General features: G+C 66.5%; 17 protein-coding genes. 9 read left to right on the forward strand and 8 right to left on the reverse strand.

Going from position 1 to position 17463, the window contains the following annotated elements:
* Positions 1–159: 159 nt before the first annotated feature.
* Positions 160–546 carry a hypothetical protein gene (locus tag ACO2SS_RS15725; RefSeq protein ID WP_423278634.1) on the forward strand — a complete coding sequence of 129 codons (387 nt, stop codon included), beginning with the start codon at positions 160–162 and terminating at the stop codon, positions 544–546.
* Between the two features lie 531 nt (positions 547–1077).
* Here the strand turns inward: ACO2SS_RS15725 and ACO2SS_RS15730 are convergent.
* The 3 genes from ACO2SS_RS15730 to ACO2SS_RS15740 all read right to left on the reverse strand — a co-directional run bounded on the left by ACO2SS_RS15730 (position 1078) and on the right by ACO2SS_RS15740 (position 5860).
* The gene (locus ACO2SS_RS15730) at positions 1078–1407 is read right to left on the reverse strand and encodes a hypothetical protein (RefSeq protein ID WP_423278635.1); all 330 of its coding nucleotides are present in this window, start codon (positions 1405–1407) and stop codon (positions 1078–1080) included.
* 167 nt (positions 1408–1574) lie between these two features.
* Positions 1575–4682, reverse strand: a complete 3108-nt coding sequence (locus tag ACO2SS_RS15735; protein ID WP_423278636.1) for an efflux RND transporter permease subunit — start codon at positions 4680–4682, stop codon at positions 1575–1577.
* Positions 4679–5860, reverse strand: a complete 1182-nt coding sequence (locus ACO2SS_RS15740; protein ID WP_423278637.1) for an efflux RND transporter periplasmic adaptor subunit — start codon at positions 5858–5860, stop codon at positions 4679–4681. Before ACO2SS_RS15740 ends, ACO2SS_RS15735 begins: the two co-directional genes overlap by 4 nt.
* Positions 5861–6037: 177 nt before the next feature.
* Here ACO2SS_RS15740 and ACO2SS_RS15745 point away from each other — a divergent pair, with 177 nt between their 5' ends.
* The gene (locus ACO2SS_RS15745; RefSeq protein ID WP_423278638.1) at positions 6038–7714 is read left to right on the forward strand and encodes an ATP-binding protein; all 1677 of its coding nucleotides are present in this window, start codon (positions 6038–6040) and stop codon (positions 7712–7714) included.
* Entirely contained in the window at positions 7665–8201 is a 537-nt protein-coding gene (locus ACO2SS_RS15750) for a response regulator (protein ID WP_423278639.1), read from the forward strand. Before ACO2SS_RS15745 ends, ACO2SS_RS15750 begins: the two co-directional genes overlap by 50 nt.
* On the opposite strand, the gene ACO2SS_RS15755 is transcribed toward ACO2SS_RS15750, so the two are convergent.
* Entirely contained in the window at positions 8191–8568 is a 378-nt protein-coding gene (locus ACO2SS_RS15755; RefSeq protein WP_423278640.1) for a hypothetical protein, read from the reverse strand. The genes ACO2SS_RS15750 and ACO2SS_RS15755 overlap by 11 nt on opposite strands.
* Positions 8569–8605: 37 nt before the next feature.
* A complete protein-coding gene (locus tag ACO2SS_RS15760; protein ID WP_423278641.1) occupies positions 8606–8821 on the reverse strand; it encodes a hypothetical protein in 216 nt (71 codons plus the stop codon).
* Positions 8822–9040: 219 nt separating this feature from the next.
* On the opposite strand from ACO2SS_RS15760, the gene ACO2SS_RS15765 reads away from it, so the two are divergent.
* Positions 9041–10651, forward strand: coding sequence for a DHA2 family efflux MFS transporter permease subunit (locus ACO2SS_RS15765; protein ID WP_423278642.1), 1611 nt, complete (start codon positions 9041–9043; stop codon positions 10649–10651).
* Here the strand turns inward: ACO2SS_RS15765 and ACO2SS_RS15770 are convergent.
* Both ACO2SS_RS15770 and ACO2SS_RS15775 read right to left on the reverse strand, forming a co-directional pair.
* Positions 10587–11087 (reverse strand): isoprenylcysteine carboxyl methyltransferase family protein, encoded by a 501-nt coding sequence (locus ACO2SS_RS15770; RefSeq protein ID WP_423278643.1) that lies wholly within the window; start codon positions 11085–11087, stop codon positions 10587–10589. The two genes, ACO2SS_RS15765 and ACO2SS_RS15770, sit on opposite strands and share 65 nt — an antisense overlap.
* Positions 11084–12139 carry a type III polyketide synthase gene (locus ACO2SS_RS15775; RefSeq protein ID WP_423278644.1) on the reverse strand — a complete coding sequence of 352 codons (1056 nt, stop codon included), beginning with the start codon at positions 12137–12139 and terminating at the stop codon, positions 11084–11086. The genes ACO2SS_RS15770 and ACO2SS_RS15775 overlap by 4 nt, the downstream gene beginning before the upstream one ends.
* A 320-nt stretch (positions 12140–12459) precedes the next feature.
* Between ACO2SS_RS15775 and ACO2SS_RS15780 the strand changes: the two genes are divergently transcribed.
* From ACO2SS_RS15780 to ACO2SS_RS15795, 4 genes are all read left to right on the forward strand, one after another.
* Entirely contained in the window at positions 12460–13527 is a 1068-nt protein-coding gene (locus tag ACO2SS_RS15780) for an FUSC family protein (RefSeq protein ID WP_423278645.1), read from the forward strand.
* Entirely contained in the window at positions 13527–13736 is a 210-nt protein-coding gene (locus tag ACO2SS_RS15785) for a hypothetical protein (protein WP_423278646.1), read from the forward strand. Before ACO2SS_RS15780 ends, ACO2SS_RS15785 begins: the two co-directional genes overlap by 1 nt.
* 1 nt (position 13737) lies before the next feature.
* A complete protein-coding gene (locus ACO2SS_RS15790) occupies positions 13738–14673 on the forward strand; it encodes an HlyD family secretion protein (RefSeq protein ID WP_423278647.1) in 936 nt (311 codons plus the stop codon).
* 121 nt (positions 14674–14794) lie between these two features.
* Positions 14795–16045 (forward strand): cupin domain-containing protein, encoded by a 1251-nt coding sequence (locus ACO2SS_RS15795; RefSeq protein ID WP_423278648.1) that lies wholly within the window; start codon positions 14795–14797, stop codon positions 16043–16045.
* Between the two features lie 70 nt (positions 16046–16115).
* Here ACO2SS_RS15795 and ACO2SS_RS15800 read toward each other — a convergent pair whose 3' ends face one another.
* Positions 16116–16394, reverse strand: a complete 279-nt coding sequence (locus ACO2SS_RS15800; RefSeq protein WP_423278649.1) for a hypothetical protein — start codon at positions 16392–16394, stop codon at positions 16116–16118.
* 217 nt (positions 16395–16611) lie between these two features.
* Here ACO2SS_RS15800 and ACO2SS_RS15805 point away from each other — a divergent pair, with 217 nt between their 5' ends.
* Positions 16612–17346 (forward strand): sensor histidine kinase, encoded by a 735-nt coding sequence (locus ACO2SS_RS15805; protein WP_423278650.1) that lies wholly within the window; start codon positions 16612–16614, stop codon positions 17344–17346.
* The last annotated feature ends 117 nt before the right edge of the window (positions 17347–17463 follow it).

Consider the following 17463-nt stretch of genomic DNA (forward strand, 5'->3'; position numbering starts at 1 on the left):
GGGTGCTTCGACTTTCCGCTTGCTTTCTTGGAGGCGTCTCCTCAAACAAGAGTGGGGGCTTCGACCTGATCTTCTCAGAGGAGAAGGCTCATGGAGCACAAGCCGTTTGTCGAACTGCAAGCGATAGCAGAAGTCCGTTCCCCGGAGTCTCAGGAGTGGATGAGCCGCGAGCAGCGTCTCGAGCGCTGGATCGCGCTGCTCCGGGCAGATCCTGACCGCAAGCTTCGGTCACTGAACGAGATCGAGCACCTGCCGCAGGCAACCAGGCGGGAATGCCGTTCCGAGAACTCACCGTTGACGGTCGCCTATGAGGATCCGCTCCTGCGCTCGGCCGGGCTGAAAAGTGACAGGGTCGGGGATTGCACCGACTTCTTCGATCTGAGCGACAGGGAGATGCACTTCGCATTCTGCTCCTGCCATGTCGGGACGAGGCTGAGCGGCTATGAGGCCGCTGAGCGCCTGGACCACATCCTCCAGCGGGATGCCTGGCGGAGGAAGCTGAGGTCGACCGTGTCGTCGCTGTTCGGGCGCATCTTCCGTGCCTGAGGGGCCTTGAACGTGGCGCCCTCCCGGGCCGACCGAACCGGCTTTGGGGGGGCCAGGATGTCGTGCCGCGAAGCGCCTGGATGGGCACCAGCAGGCCACACGCCTCGTGCTCACATCCGGGGAGGGCGAGTTTTCGGTTTGCATCGCCCGGCACGGTTGGCTTTCCGGTCCCGGGCACGCAGCCTCACGCCGCCCGATCCGGCCGTACCTTCTCGGCCTGTTTCCGCCCGCTCGGGCCGGATTGACGAGGAGCGGCATCGTACAATCAGCCTCCTTCGCGGACATTGAGTTCGGCGTATCGAGCGACGGCAACTCGATCGCGGACCAACGATGCCATTCCCGATGGTGGTCGACGGAAGCGCGGGTGAGCACAGGGACCTTTGGTCAACTGGCCAAGCTGAATGCGCTCGGGGACGCACCGCTCTGCTTTTGCGATGCTGCTGGCTGAAGGACGGTCGCGGGCGATGGTCTTGAAACACGAACCCCGGGACTGCGTGGCGGTCCCGGGGTTCGTCGCCTTTGAAATGCGGACTACTCGGTCGGGTTCAGGGCATCCGCCGGTCCGCCGGCATGCGTGCCGCCATACCGGTAGGCCGGGTCTCGGAGGACGCGGACCGTCGGTGCCGGCCGCCCCTCCCGGATCAGCTCGTCGGCCGGTCCGCCCGCATGGGTGCCGCCGTACAGGTAGGCGGGGTCCTTCACCACGCGAACCGTCGGCGCAGGCCGTCCCTCCGGGATGAGGTCGTCGGCGGGGCCGCCCGCATGGGTGCCAAGGTAGCGGTAGGCCGGATCGGCCGGAGCGGCGAGCGCTGCGCCGGACATGAGCAGGAGTGCGGCGACGGAATACAGCGGCTTCTTCATGACGATCTCCTTCGGTTGATCTGCGGAATGTGACGTCCCCACTTTCGGGAGGCATTCGGAGCCGCGGAACGGCCCCGCCACTTCTTGAGATCGGGGCCGTGGGGGCCGTGCGCATCCTGGGACATGTCCCAGCGGAGATCGTACGGGCTGGCGGGAAGGCCTCTCGCTCAGGCCGGGCGAGGCTCTTCGCCCCGCCCCGCTGCGCCATGCGAGCCGGCGCGCAGGCCGCGCAGCCGCTCGAGGGCGAGATAGACCACGGGGGTCGTATAGAGCGTCAGGATCTGGCTCACCGCGAGGCCGGCGACGATCGCATAGCCGAGGGGTTGTCTCAGCTCCGAGCCGGAACCGTGGCCGAGCATCAGCGGGAGACCGCCAAGCAGGGCGCACATCGTCGTCATGAGGATCGGCCGGAACCGCAGCAGGCACGCGCGCCGGATCGCTTCCAGGGGTGGCAGATGCTCCTCGCGCTCGGCCTGGAGCGCGAAGTCGACCATCATGATCCCGTTCTTCTTGACGATGCCGATCAGGAGCACGAGCCCGATCAGGCTGACGATCGAGAACTGCTCACCGATCGCGAACAAGATCAGGAGGGCGCCCAGGCCCGCGGAGGGCAGCGTCGACAGGATCGTGACCGGGTGGATGTAGCTCTCGTAGAGCATGCCCAGCACGATGTAGATCACGAAGATCGCAGCCGCGATCAGAAGCGGCTCGCTGGAAAGCGAGTCCTGGAACGCCTGCGCATTGCCCTGGAAACCGGTCTGGATGGTGGCCGGCATTCCGATCTCCCGCTGCACGGCGCTGATCGCGTCGACCGCCTGCCCGAGGGATACGCCTGCCTTGAGGTTGAACGAGAAGGTCACGGCAGGAAAGCTGCCCTGGTGCGCGATCACCAGCGGCTGCACCGGCTTGGTGTCCATCTTGACGAAGGTCGTGAGCGGCACCGGGGCGCCCGTGATAGGGCTCTTCACGTAGAGCTTGGAGAGCGTGTCGAAGGTGCCCTGGATGTCGGGCGGCACCTCCAGGATCACCTTGTACGTGTTGAACTGCGTGAAGAACTGGGTGACCTGCTGCTGGCTGAAAGCGTCGGCCAGCACCCCATCGATCGCGGAGGGCTGGATGCCGAAGCGCGCGGCGGCATCGCGATCGATGTCCAGCGTCAGGGTCGGGCCGTTCGCTTCCTGGTCGGTCGTGAGATCCGCAAGCTGTGGCAGCTGCTTCAGCCGGGCGAAGAGACGTCCGGACCAGATATTGAGCTCGTCCGCCTGGGTATCCTGAAGGGTGTACTGGTAGAGGGCTCGGGCGAGGCGCCCACCCACGTTGAGATCCTGCGCGGGCTGCAGCACGAGCTGCGCGCCCTGCACCTGGGCGAGCCTGGGGCGGAGACGGTCGATGATCTCCGAGGCGCTTGCCTTGCGGTCGTCTCGCGGCTTGAGGGTTATGTAGACCAGTCCCTGGTTGGTCGTCCTGGCCCCGCCGATGACGGAGATGACCTTCTCCACATCCGGGTCCTGGCTGACGATGGCCGTAAGCGCCTGTTCCAGCCGCGCCATCTCGGCCGGGCTGACATCCTGCCCCGCCTCCGATTGGCCGAGGATGTAGCCGGTGTCCTGGATCGGAAAGAAGCCCTTTGGGACCTCATAGAACAGCCAGCCCGTGGCAAGGATGGTGGCCAGGAAGGTCCCAAGCACCAGCCGCTGGTGCCGCAGCCCGATATCGAGCGTGCTGGCGTAGCCGCTGACCAGGGCATCGAAGGCTCGTTCCGTCATCGCGAAGAACCGGCCTGGCTGGCGCCCATGCGTCACCTTCAGGAAGCGGCTCGCCAGCATCGGGGTCAGCGTCAACGAGACGAAAGCCGAGATCAGCACCGCAATCGTCAAGGTCATCGCGAGCTCGCGGAACAGCCGGCCGACGATGCCGCCCATGAAGAGCAGCGGGATGAAGACGGCCACGAGCGAGAAGCTGATCGACACCACCGTGAAGCCGATCTCGCCAGCACCCTTGAGGGCAGCCTCGAGGGGCGGCATGCCGTCCTCCAGGTGCCGCGTGATGTTCTCGAGGACCACGATCGCGTCGTCGACCACGAAGCCGACCGCTACCGTGAGCGCCATGAGCGAGAGATTGTCGAGGCTGTAGCCGAGGGCGTACATCAGGGCGAACGTGCCCAGGATCGAGATCGGGACGGCGATCGCGGGGATAATCGTCGCGCGAAGGTCCCGGAGGAAGATCAGGATCACCAGGACTACGAGGCCAATGGTCAGGATCAGCGTGAACTGAACGTCGGCGACCGAGGCCTTGATGCTGGTCGTGCGGTCCACGACCGTCACCACCTTGACGCTCCCCGGCAGACTCGCCTGGAGGCGCGGCAATGCCGCCTGGATCCGGTCCATCGTCTCGACGATGTTCGCGCCCGGCTGCTTGAAGACGATCAGCCCGATGGCGCGCTTGCCGTTGACCCAAGCGGCGGTGGTGGTGTCGGCCGGCCCTTCGACGGCCTGGCCGACGTCACGCACGCGGATCGGCGCGCCGTTGCGATAGGCGATGATGAGATCGTTGTAGGGGGCGGCTTTCGTCAGCTGGTCGTTGTCGAAGATGGTGAAGCTCTGCTTGTCGCCACGCAGCGTGCCCTTCGCGCCGTCGACCGTGGCCTCAGCGATCACGCCCCTGACATCGTCGAGCGTGAGACCCTTTGCGGAAAGCTTCGCCGGATCGATCTGGACCCTGACGGCAAGCTGCTGCTGGCCGCCGATCACCACCTGCGCCACGCCCGAAAGCTGCGAGATCTGCTGTGCCAGGAGATTCTCGGCTAGATCGTCGACCTGGGTGATGGGAAGCGCGTCCGACTGGACGCCCAGCACGAGAATGGGCGGATCCGCCGGGTTCACCTTCCGGAAGGTCGGTGGGTTCGGCAGGTTCGTCGGGAGTTGGCCGCTGGCGGCCGTGATTGCCGACTGGACGTCCTGGGCGGCGCCGTCGATGTTGCGGCTGAGATCGAACTGGACCGTTATCTGGCTGCTGCCGGTCGTGTTCGACGATGTGAGCTGGACCACCCCGGGGATCGTGCCGAGCTGCTTTTCCAGCGGAGTTGCGACCGCCGACGCCATCACGTCCGGGCTCGCGCCCGGAAGGTTCGTCGAGACCTGGATGGTCGGGAAATCGACCGTCGGTAGCGGCGCGACGGGCAGGAGCGGGTAGGCGGACAGCCCGATCACGGCGATCGCCAGCATCAGGAGCGAGGTGCCGATCGGACGACGGATGAAGATCGCGGAGAGGTTCACCGGCGTGCCTCCACACGGTCTGACGAGTGCTCGCTCGAGGGCGAGTTCTCGGCGACAGGGATGCCGTCGCGGAGCCGGTACTGACCACTCACGACGACGTGGTCGCCCGGCGCGACACCCGCCTCGACGATGGTCCGATCGTCCTGGATCGGCCCGATCGTGAGCGGATGCATGTGCGCGCGGCCATCCTGCACGACCCACGCGTAAAACCCGTCCGGACCGCGCTGCACGGCTTGATTCGGAATCGCGATCGCGTCCGGGCGGCTCTCGACGACGACGCGGATCTGCACGAAGGCGCCGGGCCAGAGCCTGTGGCCCGGGTTGTCGAACCTCGCCTTGAGCTTGATCGTCCCGGTGGTCGTATCGACTTGATTGTTGATCACGTCGAGCACGCCGCGATCGAGAACCGTCTTGCCCTCCTGGTCGTAGGCGATGACGACTGGCTTGCCGCGCTCGAAGGCGGCCGTGACGGCGGCCAGATCCGCCTGGGGCAGGGTGAAATCGACTGCGATCGGCTCGATCTGCGTGATGGTCAGCAGGCTGCTGACGGGGCTCACCACGTTGCCGACATCGACGTTGCGCAGGCTCGCAACGCCCGGAAAAGGCGCCAGGATGGTGGACCATTCGAGGTTCAGCCGAGCGGTCTCGATGGCGCCCTCGTCGCCCGCGATGGAGGCCTTCAGGGCGTCCACCTGCGCGATCTCGTTGTCGACCGTCTGCTGCGTTGCAAACCCGCCCTTGGTCAGCAGGGTCTGGTCGCGAACGAGGTTCTTCTGGCTCGCGATGAGATTGGCCTGATCCTGCTCCAGCTTCGCCTTGGCCTGGTCGAGCGCAGCCTGGAACGGCCGCGGATCAATGCGGACCAGGACGTCTCCCTTTCGCACGAGGGCGCCTTCTCGAAACGCGACCTCTATGATTTGGCCCGACACCTGGGGCGTGATCGTCGCCGTATTCCATGCGGTGACGGTGCCAAGCCCGGTGCGGGTGATATCGATGGCAGAGCGCCCGGCGACCACGGTGGACACGGGAACCGACGATGGCGTTACGGCGCCGGATGAAGCGGATCGGCCGAAGAGGCTCGCCCAGGTGAAGTAGGCTCCGCCCAGCAGCACAAGCAAACCCACGAGCAGCAGCGGCGCCCTGCGGAGTGCGCCGGCCCTGAAGATGTTCTGGAGCATCGACCCCTCCGCGACGCGATCCCGAGGAGAGGTCGGCAGGGCCTGCGCCGAAACAGCCTGGAACTTCTTGCAGCAGCGAAGCTCGCCCCCTTACCCCAACTGTCAGCTTCGTCAGGGTTCAGGGCGGGCCGTTCACGCTACCAGGTACCGCGACCGGCTTGCGGGTGAAATGACAGGATGAGGTTCAACAGAGATCTTGTCCGGCTGCCCGGCCCCCTCCTCATCAAGGTCGGGCTGATCGTGCTCGCCTTCTTCTGCGCCCTCGGCGCGGTGCGGTACGAGATGCTCGGACGCATCGGGCATGTCAGCTTGATGTCGGACCAGGCGCGAAACCAGTGGCTGGATTCGGTGCGGTATCTGGGCGACCTGAACCACCGCATCTCCGACCTGCGCTCCGCCGAGGCGGAGATGCTGCTTAGCCATGTTCAGACAACCGGCGATGCCTCGGGCTCGCCGGCGATCGATGCCGCCCTCGACGCGGTCCGGGCCGGCGTCGACCGGTACCGTGGTGTACATCACGATGCGAATGAGCTTGCGGCGCTCGAATCCTTCCTGAGGCTGTGGAGCCGGCATCTTGCCGACTGGTCCAGGGTCACTGCCGCCCTGAAGGTGGGCGCGCGGGATGAGGCTGTCAGCATCTTCACCGGGGAGGCGGCGCGGAGTTTCGACAAGGCTCGCGACGCGATGTTCCAGCTCAGCGTCTCCACGGAGGAGCGGGCCAAGGCGGCGCGTGACCGGGTGGCGGCCGCCTTCAAGGAAACCGAGCGCTGGCTCTCCACGCTGAGCTTTGGCATCCTCATCCTGTTTGTCGTCCTGGCGGCCTATTTGTGGCTGGCGGTGTCGCGCCCGCTGTTTCGGCTGAAACAGCTCATGCTGCGTCTCGCCGGCCAGGAGACCAACTTCGCCGTTCCCTTCGTCCGCCGGCGCGACGAGATCGGCGACATGGCGCGATCGCTGGCGGTCTTTCGATGCAATACGATCGAACTCCTGGAATCGCGGAAGCTCCTGGCCGACCAGGCCGAGGCCCTGTCCCGCTCGCTTGCCGAGGCGCGAGCCATCGCCAAGGACCAACGAAACTTCATCACCACGATTTCGCACGAGTTCCGCACGCCGCTGAATGCAATCGACGGCAATGCCCAGCGGTTGATCGCCCGGAAAGAGCGGGCGGATCCTTCGGAGATCGCGGACCGTGCCGGGAAGATCCGCGCTGCGGTGTTCCGGATGACGAGTCTCGTCGGCAGCCTCGTGAACGCGATGGAGGTCGCGCGCGGCGAGATGCGAGCACGCGCGGTGCCCTTCAATCCAAGCGCCATGCTCTCGGGCCTGGCGGCGTATTACCGGGATATTGGGATCGGCAGCGTGGAGGAAGATATCGCGGACCTGCCCGGCGAGGCGGTCGGCGATCCGGAATTGCTGAACCAGGCGGTCAGCAACCTCCTGTCGAACGCGTTCAAATATTCACCGGAGGGCGCACAGGTGCGGCTTTCGGCGAGCGCGAGCGGCAGCGCGCTCCACGTCACCGTGGAAGATCAAGGGCTTGGGATACCACTCGAAGAACTGGGGCACGTGCGCGAGCGCTATTTCCGTGCCAGCAATGTCGGAACGCTTTCCGGCACGGGGATGGGCCTTCATCTCGTGGACGAAATCGTTCGTCAGCATGGGGGAAAGCTGGACATCCGAAGCCAGGAAGGCAGCGGAACAAGCGTCAGCATCACCCTGCCGAATGCATTCAGGGATAACTCACAGGAGCAGAGCCGTGGCCACGATCCTATGCGTCGAGGACGACCAGGAGACAGCGGGTCTCTTGTCAGAAGCGCTGGCCGAACTCGGACACGACGTCGAGGTAGCGAATGACGGGGAGGAGGGCTACGCCGCCGTGATGAGGCTGAAGCCCGACCTCGTGATTTCCGACATCCGGATGCCGCGGATGACCGGCTTCGAGCTGCTGGAGAAGGTTGCGGCGGCTGGGCCGCCGGTCGGCGACGTGCCGTTCGTCTTCCTGACCGCTCTCGCCGATCGCGACAACGAACTCGCCGGCCGCAAGCTCGGTGCGGACGACTACCTGACCAAGCCTGTCGATTTCGAGATGCTGGGGGTCATCGTCGAGAGCCGGCTGCACGGACGGCACACGCCCGATCCGTCCATCCGTCTCACGCCGCGGGAAAAGGAGGTCCTGACCTGGGTCGGACGCGGCAAGACCTCGTCGGAGATCGGCATCATCCTCGGTCTGCGCGAGCGGACGGTGAACTTCCACTGCGACCAGGCGATGCGGCGGCTCGACGTCATGAACCGCACGCAGGCCGTTGCAAAGGCGATGAACCTTCGCCTGATCAACGTGTGATGCCGGTGGAGGTCGGGCTTTCCAGAGCCGGCGCGATCATCTGCGCTGGATCTCCGGTCGCGCGCTCGGGCAGGAGGTTCTGGTCGAGGTCCAGGCAGACCAGGAGCTCGACATAGCTCGGGTCCCCGCCCACCATCACCTCTGCCGAACAGCGGCTTTTCGCTCCCGCCGAGTATTTCGACCAGTTCTGGGCGAGTTCGCCCTTAGCCTCGTTTTCGTCGCGCAGGCAGGCTTCCGTGCTCTGGATCTCCGGGATCAGGACCGACGCGGAATGACAGCTCGGCCGGATGTCGAGCTGCGGCACCGACGAGGACGACACAGGCGTGAAATGCGTCGCCGCAGCGAGCATCAAGGGAACGAGGATCATGGTGCTCTCCCTCTGCTATGAGCATGGCGGCTGGCGTTTAGTCGAGGCTCGGCTTCGAGGATGCGGAGGCCGCACGGTGCTTGGCCCGCGCACGACCGGACGGTCCGGCCTCTGCCATCCGTGGCACGAGGTTCTCCGGCTCCCCGAGCAGCAGCCGCTGGAAATCGGGCGCATTGCGGAATGACGCGAGAAGGGGCCCCTCGCTGCGGCTGAGAGCCTGCACGAAGGACAAGATCATCGAGCGTTCGGACATCGGCGGGACCTTTCGATCGGGGTGATACCGTGCTGAAAAGGTGAGGGGTGAGCCGGCCTGCGTCAGCCTGCTAGAAGTCGCGAAGCTCGATACCGGAGCCTGCTGGCTCGGGCGTTTCCCAGCCCCGATCCATGGCGCCGCTTCCGGCCGGGATTTCTGACAGCCGGAGTGCCCCTGGCGCGTGAATAGATCTGGCCGGTTCTCGGAAGGAGCCGGGCAATGGATCGCCAGGGCAAGGAGGCGGCGCCGGAAGCCGTTGCGGTCGCGACTTGGCTCGGTTTCGCGGCAATGTGCATCGGCATGTTCATGGCGATCCTCGACGTCCAGATCGTCGCGACATCGCTCCCGACCATCGGAAATGCCCTTGCCGTGGAGCCGGACAGGATCAGCTGGCTGCAGACGGCCTATCTGGTCTCCGAGATCGTCGCGATCGCGACGACTGGATTGCTGACCCGCGCGCTTTCCATGCGCTGGCTCTACGTGGGAGCGGTCACGGCTTTCGCGGCTGCGTCGCTGGGATGCGCGACGAGTGAAGGCTTTACGGATCTGGTCGCATGGCGGGTGATCCAGGGCTTCGCCGGCGGGACGCTGATCCCGGCCGTGTTTTCGGCCGTGTTTCTGCTCTTCCCGTTCCGGCGGCAGGGCTTGGCAACGACGCTCGCCGGGGTGCTTGCGGTGCTCGCGCCGACCGTCGGGCCGATCGCCGGCGGCTGGATCACGGCGACCTATTCCTGGCACTGGCTTTTCCTGGTGAACGTCGCGCCGGGTATCCTCGCAGCGGTCTCCGCCGCCGCCTTTCTCCCGGCCGGCTCTACCGAGCTCGGCGAACTCGCATCCGTGGATCCCGGGTCGCTGCTCGGTCTCGGCGCGGGACTTGCCGCGCTGGAGGTCGGCCTCAAGGAAGCTCCCGGCCGGGGCTGGCTATCGGTTCCCGTACTCGGTCTTCTGCTTGTTGCGGCCCTTGCCTCCGCCATCTTCGTCCGCAGGAGCCGGAAGGCCGCCGTTCCGGTCGTCGATCTCGGGCTCTTGCGGGAGCGGCGCTTCGTGTTCGGCTGCGCGCTGAGCTTCGCCTGCGGATTCGGGCTGTTCGGCGCCGTGTACCTGATGCCCGTCTTCCTGGGCTACGTGCGCGGTCACGATGCGCTCGAGACGGGCTCGATCATGCTGACGACCGGTCTCGCACAGCTGCTTGTCGCGCCGATCGCGGTGGCTGCCGAGCGGCGGCTCGACGCGCGCTGGCTCACCGCCTTCGGTTTCGCGGCATTCGCCGCAGGATCGCTCCTCAGCGTTGGCCAGACCGTGAGTACGGACGCGGCCGGCATGTTCTGGCCCCAGGTCGTGCGTGGCGCCGCGATCATGTTCTGCCTGCTTCCGCCGACCCGCATCGCGCTCGGGGACCTGCCGCCCGACAAGGTTGGGGATGCGAGCAGCCTGTTCAACTTGATGCGCAACCTCGGAGGCGCGATCGGGCTCGCGCTCATCGATACGGTCGTCTACGGGCTTTCCCCTGGCTACGCCGCGGCGCTGAGCTCGCGCCTGCGGGCCGGCGATCCCTTGGCGGCCACGACGATCGGCATCTCGCCCGAGCTGTTGGCCAGCAAGCTGCACACCGGGGTGGATGCGGCCACGCAGGCGCTCGTTGCGCCCTTGATCCAGCGCGCGGCGCTGACACAGGCCATCGGCGAAGCGTGGCTCCTCATCGGCGCCGTCGCAGTCGCGGCCGTGATCCTGGTTCCCTTCGCGTCGAAGCCCCGTTCGGAGCCGGCTAGGGCGTCGGGCCGGCTGCGGCCAGCGCCGCATTCTCTGCGCCTATCCGGATCCGAAGAATAATGGCGTTCAGGATCGAGAAGACGAGCGCATAGACGGGAAGGTGGAAGGTGAGTGGCAGCACCGCGATCTCTGCGGCCACGATGACGTAGTTCGGATGACGGATGAGCCGGTACGGGCCGGCCGTCACCCGGGATCCACCGGGCAGGATGATGATGCGGGTCGTCCAGCGCCGGCCCAGGCTCCAGAGGGTCCAGCCACGCAGGAGCTGGAGTGCCGCGTAGATCGCGAGCCACGGTAGGGAGACCTCCCTGTCCCAGGCGAGGCACCACAGGCCAATCAGCCAGCAGGCATGCAGGAGGATGATTGCCGGATAGTGCTCTTGGCCGGTTTCGTAGGCGCCCTCGGCGAGCAGGCGTCGCGTATTCCGCCGGGCGAGCACGAGTTCCCCGAGCCGCTGGAGCGTCACGAAAGCGAGGAGAGCGATCGAGAGCGTCATGCGCAGCGCTCGATCGGGATCGAGGCGGCCGTGAAGCCCGGCCCCATCGCCAGGAGAAGCGAGAGCTGGGGCAGCCCTTCCGCGATCGCGCGCTGGAGGACGAACAGGATGGTGGGAGCCGACATGTTGCCGTGCTCGCTGAGGACCATCCGCTCGTGGTCGAGCGAGCCCTGGTTCAGGTGCAATGCCTGCTCGAGCGCCGGAATGACCTTGCCTCCGCCTGGATGGCAGATGTAGCGGCCGACCTGTTCGGGCTGAATGTGCAACCTTTCCAGCATGCCGGCGACGGCGGGTGCGAGCTGCGTTGCCACGAAGGGGGGAATCTCCCTTGCGAGGACCACTCCGAGCCCCTCGGCGTCCACGCTCCACCCCATGATGTCGAGTGTATCCGGCCAGGTATGCTCGGCCCCCCTTCCGATCGCCGCGAGCCCGCGATCGTCACTCGCCCTTATCACGCAGGCTGCCGCGCCATCGCCGAACAGGGCCGTCGAGATCACGTCCGCCTTCTCATTCCTGTCGAGCCTGAAAGCCAGCGTGCAGGTTTCCACCGCCACGAAGAGCACGGTCGAGCCAGGCTCGGCGCCGGCGAGCCGAGCGGCGAGATCGAGTCCGATGACCCCGCCGGCGCAGCCCACGCCGAACACCGGCACTCTCAGCACGTCGGGACGCAAGCCGAGCCGATCCGCGAGCCGCGCTTCGAGGCTGGGGGCCGCGATACCGGTCGATGAGACCGTCACGACGGCATCCACCTCGGCGGGGGGAATGCCGGCCTTGTCGAGCGCCTCTCGGGCAGCGTCGACGAAGAGGTCGCTCGCGCCCTGAAGATACGCCGCCGTGCGGTCGAGCCACCCGTGAGGTGAGAGGTACCAGTTGATCGGCATCACCGCACGGCGATGCTTCACGCCCGCATTGGCGAAGACGCGGGCCAGTTGTCGGAAGCCGCCGAGTTTGTCGCCGAACACCGCGTAAGCGATCTCCGCGGCCTGTCTCTGGTCGAGGTTGTTCGGCGGCACGGCCGTGCCGATCGAGAGGAGTGCGGGTCGATAGGTCATTTTGCCATCCACCGTGACAAGCCGTCCCCGATCCCGAGGTGGGATGCGCGTGCGGTCGATCAGCCTGGAAGATGTGCCGGCTCGGAGCGTTCGCCTGCGCCCTCCAGGTTTCGAAGCGCCCTGGTGGCTGTCGGATGCCGGGTTCCGGCCCGGACCATACGGAGGTCTGGGGTCGGACAACGATTGCATGATCAGGCCTGCCCTTTGGCTGATCGCATCACCTCAGGGCGAAGCCGTACAAGATCCTGAGACGGCCAATCGCCTTGGAAGCAGCCTCGGGCTTGCTTCGGAAGGCGGGCCGGCCGGCGGGGAGCAGGACGATGTCGAAGCGCACTGGCGCCGAGATGCCGGCAGGCGGAACTCCGGTTCGCTTTCAGGCGCGCGACCTCGCTCCGCTTCTGTTCGGCCTGCGAACCGCTGCGGCCGCGCTGGTAGCCCTCTGGCTGGCGATGTGGCTGCAGCTTGATAACCCGCGCTGGGCCGCCTGGACCGTCATGGCCCTCGCCCTGCCGACGAGGGGACAGATCGCCCTGAAGGGCCTGTGGCGAATGGTGGGCACTCTGCTGGGCCTCGCCGCAGGTCTCGTGGGAGTGGCGCTCTTCTCCCAGAACTCGCTGGGAATGGGGCTCTTTCTTGCGGTCTGGATGTCGCTGGCTGCCCTTGTGGGCGGCCGCCTTCCGGCGCTCGCGGCCTATGGTGCTGCCCTTGCCGGGCTGACGGCCTGCCTGATTGCGCTCGAAAGCTCCGGCGCACCCCTGTCGGCATTCGCCCTGGCGCTGGAGCGCACCTCCTCGATCGCCCTCGGGATTGTTTGCGCCTACGCGGCGAGCGCCCTCAGCGAGGTGTTCCAGGGCGCTGCCGATAACGCTGCGCCGGTGGTCTTCCCGCAACCGTCGCCAGCGACGATCAGGGCCAACGCGGAGCGGGTTTTCGTCACCTTCGCGATCGGCTGGATCATCTGGGTCGTCACGGCCTGGAGCTCGGGGCCGATCTTCATCGTCCTGGTCGGGGCACTCGTGGTGAACTTCACGACCGTGCCCAACGTGGACCGGGCGGCTTGGGGAGCGTTGTGGGGCGTCGGCCTGGGCCAGGCCTTGGGGCTGATCCTCAAATACGCTGTCCTAACCACCACGCCCGCCTTCGGGGTTCTCGCCGGAGCGCTGTTCCCGTTCCTCTTCCTGGGCGGCGTCGGCATGACCGATCGCCGTTCGCTGCTGCCGACGACGGGGTTCAACATCTCCTTCCTGCTCGCGGTCGAGCCGCTCAACCCCATGCAGTACGACCTCGCGGCCTCGCTCAACGAAGCCTTGGCCATCTTCCTCGGCGTCGCGCTCGTGGTCGCCGGTTTCAGGTTCATCCGCCCCGAACTGGTCTGGAGGCTGCCCTGATGCTGCCGCTACGAGAGATCGACATCCTGGGAGTCCTGGTCGCTCCCTTCGCCTTGTGCGTCCCGATCGCGCTCCTGCTGACCTTCGCGAGCTTGATGGCCCTCCGACGCATTCCTGCGGCCGCCGCCTGGACGCGTGCGCCGTCATCGGAGCTGTCCCTGCTCGTCGGGCTCCTGTCTGGCCTTGTTCTCCTTCTCGGGAGGTTCTGAAATGCCCCAGGTCCAGAAGCTCGAGGTGATCGCCAACCCGAACGTCGTCCGGGCGCCGTCGCAACCCGCACCAGCGACCCCGTCGATCTTCGGCATTTTCGGCACCGCCGCCACATTGGCCGTGTGCGGCCTGCTCGGATGGCTCGCCTGGTCCTATTACGTCTATACGCCCTGGACGCGCGACGGCACGGTGCGTGCCTACACGGCCCAAGTCGCCCCCGAGGTCTCGGGGCGTGTGACGGGCGTGCTGGTCGTGGACAATCAGGCAGTACGGAAGGGCGACGTCCTGTTTCGCCTCGACGATCGGGATTACCGAATCGCCGTCGACCAGGCGCAGGCGGCCCTCGTCCGGGCCCAGGCGCAGATGCGAAACAGCCTTGCCCAGGCCGCGCGCCGCAACAAGCTGAACGACCTCGCGGTCTCGGCCGAGGAACGTGAGACCTACCAGGCCAATGCCGATGCCGCCCAAGGAGCGTATCAGGGCGCCATCGCAGACCTGAACAAGGCGAAGCTGGCGCTCGAGCGGACCGAGGTGCGCTCTCCCGTCAACGGCTATGTGACGAACCTCCTGCTCCAGGCCGGAACCTTCGCGACCGCCGGGCAGGCCGCCCTGACCCTCGTCGATACCGATAGCTTCTGGGTGACCGGCTATTTCGAGGAGACCCAGATCGGCCGCATCCGAGTCGGCGATCCGGCCTCCCTGGTCCTGATGGGCTATCCGAACATCACGATCGCGGGAGAGGTGCAGAGCCTCGGCCGGGGCATCACGGATCCGAACGCCGCGCCAGGTGTCGCAGGGCTGCCCGCCGTCAATCCGGTCTTCACCTGGGTCCGGCTCGCACAGCGCATGCCCGTCCGCATCTCAGTCGCGCAGTGGCCGGGCACCATCGAGGTCTCTGCCGGGATGACGGCGACCGTGCACGTCAATCCGAAGTGAGGCACCCGTGCCGAGCTAGGCAAAGCTGAGCTCCGGAGCCGCCACCGACATCCGGGCCGGATCCGCGGCCGCATCAAAGCGGAGCATCACCACGAGGGGGCGAAGAGCTAGGAGGCGATCCATGTCGGACCCAGTTTCACGTCGCACATTGCTGGCAGCCGCCGCGTTCGGTGGAGGCATCATGGCGGCCTCTCACGCCAATGCGGCCAGTCTTGGCAACCCTGACCTGCCTCCGCAGGGGGCGATCAATGCCAATCCCGGCTCGGTAAGCGATCCGGGGCCGGGCAACCCCGGGATCGCCTCGCAACTGCCTTCGGCAGGAAATCCGCCGGCGACCGATGTCGGCGACATGCCTCTCTTCTGGTCCTCGTTCAACACGGCCCACAAGCGCATTCAGAACGGCGGCTGGGCGCGGGAGGTCACCGCGAGCGACTTCCCGCTTTCGACGGCGGTATCCTCCGTGAACATGCGCCTGTCCGCGGGCGGTATCCGAGAATTGCATTGGCATCTCGCCTCGGAATGGGCGCTGGTCACGAACGGCACCTGCCGCATCACCGTCCTCGACACGGACGGCCGCGCCTCTGTCCAAGATGTCCAGGAGGGCGGGCTCTGGTATTTCCCCGCAGGAATGCCGCATTCCTTGCAGGGGCTTGGGCCTGACGGATGCGAATTCGTCATCGTGTTCGATGACGGGACGCAATCCGAGTTCGGGACGCTGCTCGTGACTGACTGGCTCGCCCACACGCCGCCGGAAATATTGGCGGCCAATTTCGGCCTGCCGGCCGACACCTTCAAGAACATCCCGCTGAATGATCTCTGGATCTTCCAGGGCAAGGAGCCCGGCCCGCTCGCAGCCGATCAGGCCTCCGTGGCATCCGGTGGTAGCCCGCCGGATCCTTTCACATTCGCGCTGGCGGATACGCCGCCCGTCAAGGAAAACGCTTCAGGACGCTTGCTGCTCGCAGACAGCCGCACCTTCCGCATTTCCAAGACGATCGCGGCCGCGCTGGAGACGATCAAGCCCGGCGCGGTCCGGGAGATGCACTGGCATCCGAACGCGGACGAGTGGCAGTACTACATCAAGGGGGAAGCCCGGATGACCGTGTTCGGGGCGGGTCCGCGGGCGCAAACGATGGATTTCAGGCCTGGCGATATCGGCCTCGTGAAGAAAAGCAACGGCCACTACGTCCAGAATACGGGCAAGGAAGATCTCGTGTTTCTGGCAGTCTTCAGGGCGCCGGAATACCAGGAGATCAGCCTATCGCAATGGCTGGCCCGGACGCCTCCCGCGCTCGTGGCGCAGCACCTGCAGATCGATCCTGCCACCATCGCGCGCTTTCCCTCCCAGGCGCCCGGCATCCTGCCGCTCTGAGCGGTTCGCAGCGGGGCCGACACTGGCCATCGAGGCGCCCCGCCACTCGGGGCGCCTCCGCTGACAGGTGCTAGGGACTGCCGTTTCCTCCTCCGGTGCTCGGCCCGCCGAAATCGCCCCACTGATTGGGCGTCGTCGCCGTGATGATGCCCTCCGTCCCGGGCTCCCGGGAGTAGAGATCCATGCCTCGCCCCCGGTCCCAACGCTGCGGGATCTGCTCGCGCCAGACGGGAGCGGGGGCGTGGTGTCTCTCGCGGACTGGCCGCGCCTCGGCGGCAGCCGTCCCGATCAGGAGGGCAGCGGCAGTGGTTCCGATGGCGAGGGTCGACAGGAAAGATCGTTCGCGCATGTCTGATCTCCTTCTGGGAGCAGATCTGCGATTGGGCGGTGCCCACTGCCATCAAACGGTGGTCGCCTGGTCTCATACCCCTGTATGATCGCGGCGGATCCGTCGGGGCTCATCCAACCGATCAATGGCCTAAACCTGCGTATGATTCACCCGATACGGTCTGTCGGCCCAAACTCCCATCGTCCGCCGCTTCGGTGAGCGGGGAAGAGGGCTGACGATGATGCACCACGGAGAAGCTGACGCAGTTGTCCGGGCGGAGGCGGCCCGTGCTGCGATGGCCCGCCTGATGGCCGTCGCCGGGCACGACCTCAAGCAGCCGCTGCAGGTCGCCGTGATGTCCATTGCCCGCGCCGCGAAGGACGGGATCGCCCCGGGCGTGGCGGCTCGCCTGAACGTGGCGCTCGATGCGCTGGAGCGGCTCGGCTGTGAGCTCGATGATCTCGCACGATCGTCCCAGGCAGGATCGGGCCTGCAGCCGCGGCCGGCGAGCTTCCCGCTGCGAAACGTGCTCGACCAGGTCGAGAACGACTGGCGGCGCTACGCGCAGGCGACCCGGGTTGATCTCAAGGTGAGGCGGAGTGCCCTGCATGTGGAGACGGACCCCGTGATGCTGCGCACCATCCTGCGGAACCTCGTCGGGAACGCCATCAAGTTCACCCGGACCGGAGGCCGCGTCCTCGTCGGGTGCAGGGCGCGCGGAGAGCACGTCGTGATCGAGATCCACGACACCGGTCGGGGTATCCCGCCCCATCGCGTCGCCGCGATTTTCGATGCCTTCGACCGCGGCGGGCGCGAGGGCGCCGAGGATGGCCTCGGACTCGGGCTCCACATCGTCCGGCAGACGGCAGAGATGCTCCGGCATCCCATCGCGGTCCGTTCGGTCGAGGAGCGGGGATCCACCTTCTCCGTCACGGTTCCCCTGGCCGGCCGGATTCCGTCGGGTCGTGCGTGAGCGAAATGCGAGCTTGCGGATGCGATGCGGAATGTAGCCGGTGGTGCTAAGGTCTGGCGCACTGGTAGGCCCGATCACTCCCACGGACGGAGCACGGTGGCGACATCCGCGATCGAC

Origin of the sequence: Enterovirga sp. CN4-39 (assembly GCF_049446235.1) — a bacterium.
Classification (GTDB): Bacteria; Pseudomonadota; Alphaproteobacteria; order Rhizobiales; family Beijerinckiaceae; genus Enterovirga.

Bases quoted from the DNA above. Each gene is read 5' to 3' on its own strand.
- ACO2SS_RS15725 (WP_423278634.1), top strand. From the start codon at position 160: ATGAGCCGCGAGCAGCGTCTCGAGCGCTGGATCGCGCTGCTCCGGGCA.
- ACO2SS_RS15730 (WP_423278635.1), bottom strand. From the start codon at position 1,407: ATGAAGAAGCCGCTGTATTCCGTCGCCGCACTCCTGCTCATGTCCGGC.
- ACO2SS_RS15740 (WP_423278637.1), bottom strand. From the start codon at position 5,860: ATGCTCCAGAACATCTTCAGGGCCGGCGCACTCCGCAGGGCGCCGCTG.
- ACO2SS_RS15745 (WP_423278638.1), top strand. From the start codon at position 6,038: ATGAGGTTCAACAGAGATCTTGTCCGGCTGCCCGGCCCCCTCCTCATC.
- ACO2SS_RS15755 (WP_423278640.1), bottom strand. From the start codon at position 8,568: ATGATCCTCGTTCCCTTGATGCTCGCTGCGGCGACGCATTTCACGCCT.
- ACO2SS_RS15760 (WP_423278641.1), bottom strand. From the start codon at position 8,821: ATGTCCGAACGCTCGATGATCTTGTCCTTCGTGCAGGCTCTCAGCCGC.
- ACO2SS_RS15765 (WP_423278642.1), top strand. From the start codon at position 9,041: ATGGATCGCCAGGGCAAGGAGGCGGCGCCGGAAGCCGTTGCGGTCGCG.
- ACO2SS_RS15770 (WP_423278643.1), bottom strand. From the start codon at position 11,087: ATGACGCTCTCGATCGCTCTCCTCGCTTTCGTGACGCTCCAGCGGCTC.
- ACO2SS_RS15775 (WP_423278644.1), bottom strand. From the start codon at position 12,139: ATGACCTATCGACCCGCACTCCTCTCGATCGGCACGGCCGTGCCGCCG.
- ACO2SS_RS15780 (WP_423278645.1), top strand. From the start codon at position 12,460: ATGTCGAAGCGCACTGGCGCCGAGATGCCGGCAGGCGGAACTCCGGTT.
- ACO2SS_RS15785 (WP_423278646.1), top strand. From the start codon at position 13,527: ATGCTGCCGCTACGAGAGATCGACATCCTGGGAGTCCTGGTCGCTCCC.
- ACO2SS_RS15790 (WP_423278647.1), top strand. From the start codon at position 13,738: ATGCCCCAGGTCCAGAAGCTCGAGGTGATCGCCAACCCGAACGTCGTC.
- ACO2SS_RS15795 (WP_423278648.1), top strand. From the start codon at position 14,795: ATGTCGGACCCAGTTTCACGTCGCACATTGCTGGCAGCCGCCGCGTTC.
- ACO2SS_RS15800 (WP_423278649.1), bottom strand. From the start codon at position 16,394: ATGCGCGAACGATCTTTCCTGTCGACCCTCGCCATCGGAACCACTGCC.
- ACO2SS_RS15805 (WP_423278650.1), top strand. From the start codon at position 16,612: ATGATGCACCACGGAGAAGCTGACGCAGTTGTCCGGGCGGAGGCGGCC.